A 4,028-nucleotide genomic window follows, 5' to 3' on the forward strand; every position below is an offset into this window, starting at 1 on the left:
CGTGGGTCTCGTGCTGATCCTCATCGGCTACGCGTTCACCGCGGTCCTGCCGAAGAAGGTCGAGGCCACCGCGCCCACCGCGGCGGTCTGAGCCCGTACGAACGAACGACGGCGGTCCCCCCTGCAGGGGTGACCGCCGTCGTCATGTCCGGGGATCGGGGCCGGCCCTCCGCTCGGCGCCCGGGCCCGGACGGCTCAGCGTCGACGTCGACCGGCGCTGACGAGCGATCCCGCCAGGAGAGCGACGCCCGCGGCGGCGACGAGCGCGATCACGGCGAGCTCGACGTCGAAAACGGCGCCGGCGGCCAGGGCGAGCAGGCCCACCCCCACGACCATGACGACCAGGCCCCAGACGACGGTGCCGACCCTGACCGGCCAGCGGCCTGGAGCACCTGCGCCCGTCGCAGCCGGGGTCGTCGCGGCCGGGACTGTCGTTGCCGGGGTCGTCGCGCCCGAAAGCGTCTCGCCCGCTCGTGACTCGCGCTCGGTCGAGCCGGTGGCTCCCGGCGCCCCTGTCGCCTGCTGATCGGTCGGCTCGGGCAGGGTGGTGTCCATGGTGTGCTCCTGGGTCTCAGGTTCGGGTGCGGAGTCAGGTTCGGGTGCGGGTGCGGGTTCGGGTGCGGAGTCGTGGCGTCCTGCAGGAGTGGTCATCGGCCCGACTCCTCGACGGTGAGCGACCCGAGCCCGAGGGAGATGAACAGGGACAGCTCGGTTCCGGTGCTGTCGCCCTCCCTCGACCGCAGGACGGTCGACCTGCCGTCACCGGCGGGATCGAAGCTGGACGTCTCGTCGAACCAGGTCACGTCCCCGGCGCCGACGGTGATCTCGGCGGAGACGGAGGCTCCTCGGGGCACGATCACCGTGACGTCGCCGACTGCGGCGTCGATCGGTACCCAGACCTCTCCGGAGCCCTCGGGGAGCCCGGTGAGGTCGATCCGGGCGTCGCCGATCCCGAGCGTGTACCCCCGCTCTGCCTCCGTCACTGTCAGCGGTCGCTCGACGAGCTCGCCGAAGGCGACCTGGCTCCCGTTGCCCCTCGGCCAGTCGTAGAGGTGGTTCGCCGCGATCGGGGCCGCGGTGAGCGCCAGGACGACGGCGAGGACGCTCAGCCCCCCGGCGGTCCGGCCGCGCAGGCCTGCCACGGCGATCGCTGCGCCGAGGAGGATCACGGCGGCGGCGAGCGTGGTCAGCCCGACCGGGGCCGCGAGGGCGCCGAGCCGGTCGGCGTACAGCAGGCCCGCGAGCACGATCAGCGTCAGCGCGACCACGATGCCGAACGTGCCGGCACCAGCCCCTCGTGGGGCGCGCGGTGCCTGCGGGGGGAGCGCCGTGGTGGGTCCCGACGGCCGGCCGGGCTGACCTGCGACGGCCGGGCCCCAGGCGGGCGGCGGGGTCCAGCCCTGCTGCTGGCCGCCGGCGGGCGCCGACCAGCTCTGCTGCGGTCCTGCGGATGCCGCACTTCCCGGTCGGGGTGGTACGGGTGCCATCGGTGTGGTCGACATGAACGGTCCTTCCGGCGCAGCTGCTGAGGTGGTGGTGGCGACCTGACCCGGTCGCAGGGTCGTCGTCGGCCCGGGGGCCGGACGGGGGTCCCGCGGGCGGCGGCGGGAGACGATCAGGGCGACGACGGTGACGATGACGCCGAGCCAGACGAGGCCGCGCCACCAGTCCGAGTCGCCCAGGTACCAGCCAGGGGTCAGGCCGGACGTCATGGTCAGGCCCGAGACGAGCAGGACGGCGGCGCCGAGGACCGCGATGTCGGCGTGCCCTCGGAAGATCTCCTGGAGGTGGATCCGGCCGTCGGACTCCTCGGGGAGCAGGACCCACGCCACGGCGTAGAGGGCGAGCCCGAGGCCGCCGAGCAGCACCGAGACGAGGAGCAGGCCGCGCACGACCAAGGGGTCGACGCCGAGACGGCGGGCGAGCCCGGCGCCGACACCGCCGATCCAGCGGTCGTTCGCACGGAAGAGGCCGGTCCGGCGCACCGAGTCGAAGAAGCCGTCCGTCGGCTGCCCCGACGGTGCGGCGGGAGGGATGGGGTCGGGAGTGCTCATGTCTCCATGCTGCTCGTCCCGGTGCGTCCGGGCATCGGGGGCTTTCCCTGATCCGACCCTGATCCTCGCGCGGCCGGCCCCGGATTCGGTCCCTGATCGTGGCGCCGGGGGCCTCGTCCGCACCCGGATCGCGGTCCCGACATGTGACGATGCTTCTCATGAGCTCCGTGCCCCCGGCCCAGCGACTCCCGCTGCGGCGGCCGACGTCCGGCCGGCGGTTGGGCGGCATCGCTGCGGGCCTCGCCGCTCACCTGGGGCTCCGGGTGGGACTGGTGCGGATGATCTTCGTCGGGACGAGTCTCGTCGCCGGTGTGGGAGCCGCGTTCTACGTCTTCCTGTGGGTCACGGTGCCGGTCGGCGACCCGCAGGAGGCGGCCGCCTCGCGGCCGGCCTCGCTGAGCAGGCTCGCTCCGCGGCTGCGGCAGGATGCCGCCGGCTTCCCCGTCGCGGAGGTCGGGGTCGGTCTGCTCCTGGTCCTGGCGGCCGCGGTGCTCGTGGCCTCCCGGCAAGGCATCGCCGTGGGCGGCTCGTGGCTCGTCCCTGCGCTCATCGTGCTCGGGGGGACGGCGTTGGCCTGGAGCCAGCTCGACGCCGTCTCGCGGGGGGCCACCTCGCAGGACTCCCGCCGTGAGCAGCGCACGAGCATCCTCCGCCTGATCGGCGGGAGCGTCCTGGCGGGCCTCGGCGTCTTCCTCTTCGTCGGGCGCGAGACCCGGCCGATGGACATGCTCGGCGCAGCGGTGGCTGCGATCGCCGTGGCGGCAGGGGTCGGGCTGGTGCTCGCGCCGTGGTGGCTGCGGCTCGTGCGCGCCCTGGGGGACGAGCGCTCGGCGCGGGCGCGCGAGGCCGAGCGGGCCGACATCGCCGCGCACCTGCACGACTCGGTGCTCCAGACCCTCGCCCTCATCCGCGCTCGCGCGGGCGACCCCGAGGACGTCGCCCGCCTGGCCCGCGCCCAGGAGCGCGAGCTGCGCAGCTGGCTCTACGAGGACCGCGCGAGCCCAGGGACCTCCCTCGCGGCCGAGCTCGCCCGGCTCGTCGGCGAGGTCGAGGACCAGCACGCCGTGCCCGTCGAGGTCGTCGTCGTCGGTGACCGGGTGCCCGACGCCGAGACCGAGATCCTGCTCCGAGCCACCAGGGAGGCGCTGCTCAACGCCGTGCGGCACGGGCGGCCGCCGGTCTCGGTGTACCTGGAGTGCCGGCCGGAGCTCGTCGAGGCCTTCGTGCGCGATCATGGGGACGGCTTCGACCCCGATGCTGTCCCGGTGGACAGGCTCGGGATCCGCGAGTCGATCGTCGGCAGGATGACCCGCCACGGCGGGACCGCGGCCGTCCGGTGCCGCGAGAGCGGGACAGAGGTCCACCTGAGCCTTCCGGTGGACGGAGACGAGGAGGCACGGCCATGACCGAGAGCCCGAGCGGGCCCGTGGACGTCGTCCTGGTGGACGACCACCTCATCTTCCGCACGGGGGTGCGTGCCGCTCTCGACGAGCGCGTGCGGGTGATCGGTGAGGCCGACGACGTCCCCTCGGCGGTCGAGACGGTGCGCCGTCTGCAGCCTCCGGTCGTCCTGCTCGACGTCCACCTGCCGGGTGGTGACGGGGGCGGTGGCGCCGAGGTGATCCGGGCCTGCCATGACCTGGAGGCCGTCCGGTTCCTGGCGCTCTCGGTCTCCGACGCGGCCGAGGACGTGGTGCAGGTTATCCGGGCCGGGGCGCGAGGCTACGTCACGAAGGCGATCAGCGGGCCGGAACTGTCCGCAGCCGTACGACGGGTCGCGGACGGGGACGCCGTGTTCTCGCCGCGGCTCGCGGGCTTCGTGCTCGACGCCTTCGGCGCGGCGGCGGGGGACATCGCCACGGGCGACGACGAGCTGGACCGGCTCTCGGCACGGGAGCGCGAGGTCATGCGGCTCATCGCCCGCGGCTTCACGTACCGCGAGGTCGCCGGTGAGCTCTTCATCTCCGTCAAGAC

Annotated in this window: 4 protein-coding genes; 2 read left to right on the plus strand and 2 right to left on the minus strand. The window is 74.3% G+C overall.

The window, feature by feature from the left end; genetic code table 11:
• Nucleotides 1–195: 195 nt before the first annotated feature.
• Together ABWK99_RS14410 and ABWK99_RS14415 are read right to left on the minus strand one after the other, a co-directional pair.
• Nucleotides 196–555: a hypothetical protein gene (locus ABWK99_RS14410; RefSeq protein WP_372595392.1), complete on the minus strand. Its 360-nt coding sequence runs from the start codon at nucleotides 553–555 to the stop codon at nucleotides 196–198.
• Nucleotides 556–647: 92 nt separating this feature from the next.
• Nucleotides 648–2,054 carry a PspC domain-containing protein gene (locus tag ABWK99_RS14415; protein WP_372595393.1) on the minus strand — a complete coding sequence of 469 codons (1,407 nt, stop codon included), beginning with the start codon at nucleotides 2,052–2,054 and terminating at the stop codon, nucleotides 648–650.
• 158 nt (nucleotides 2,055–2,212) lie between these two features.
• Between ABWK99_RS14415 and ABWK99_RS14420 the strand changes: the two genes are divergently transcribed.
• A complete protein-coding gene (locus ABWK99_RS14420) occupies nucleotides 2,213–3,460 on the plus strand; it encodes a PspC domain-containing protein (protein WP_372595394.1) in 1,248 nt (415 codons plus the stop codon).
• The coding region (locus ABWK99_RS14425; protein WP_372595395.1) for a response regulator at nucleotides 3,457–4,028 on the plus strand (572 nt) is incomplete at its 3' end. The genes ABWK99_RS14420 and ABWK99_RS14425, both read left to right, overlap by 4 nt.

Source organism: Actinotalea sp., from assembly GCF_041597215.1.
GTDB lineage: Bacteria > Actinomycetota > Actinomycetes > Actinomycetales > Cellulomonadaceae > Actinotalea.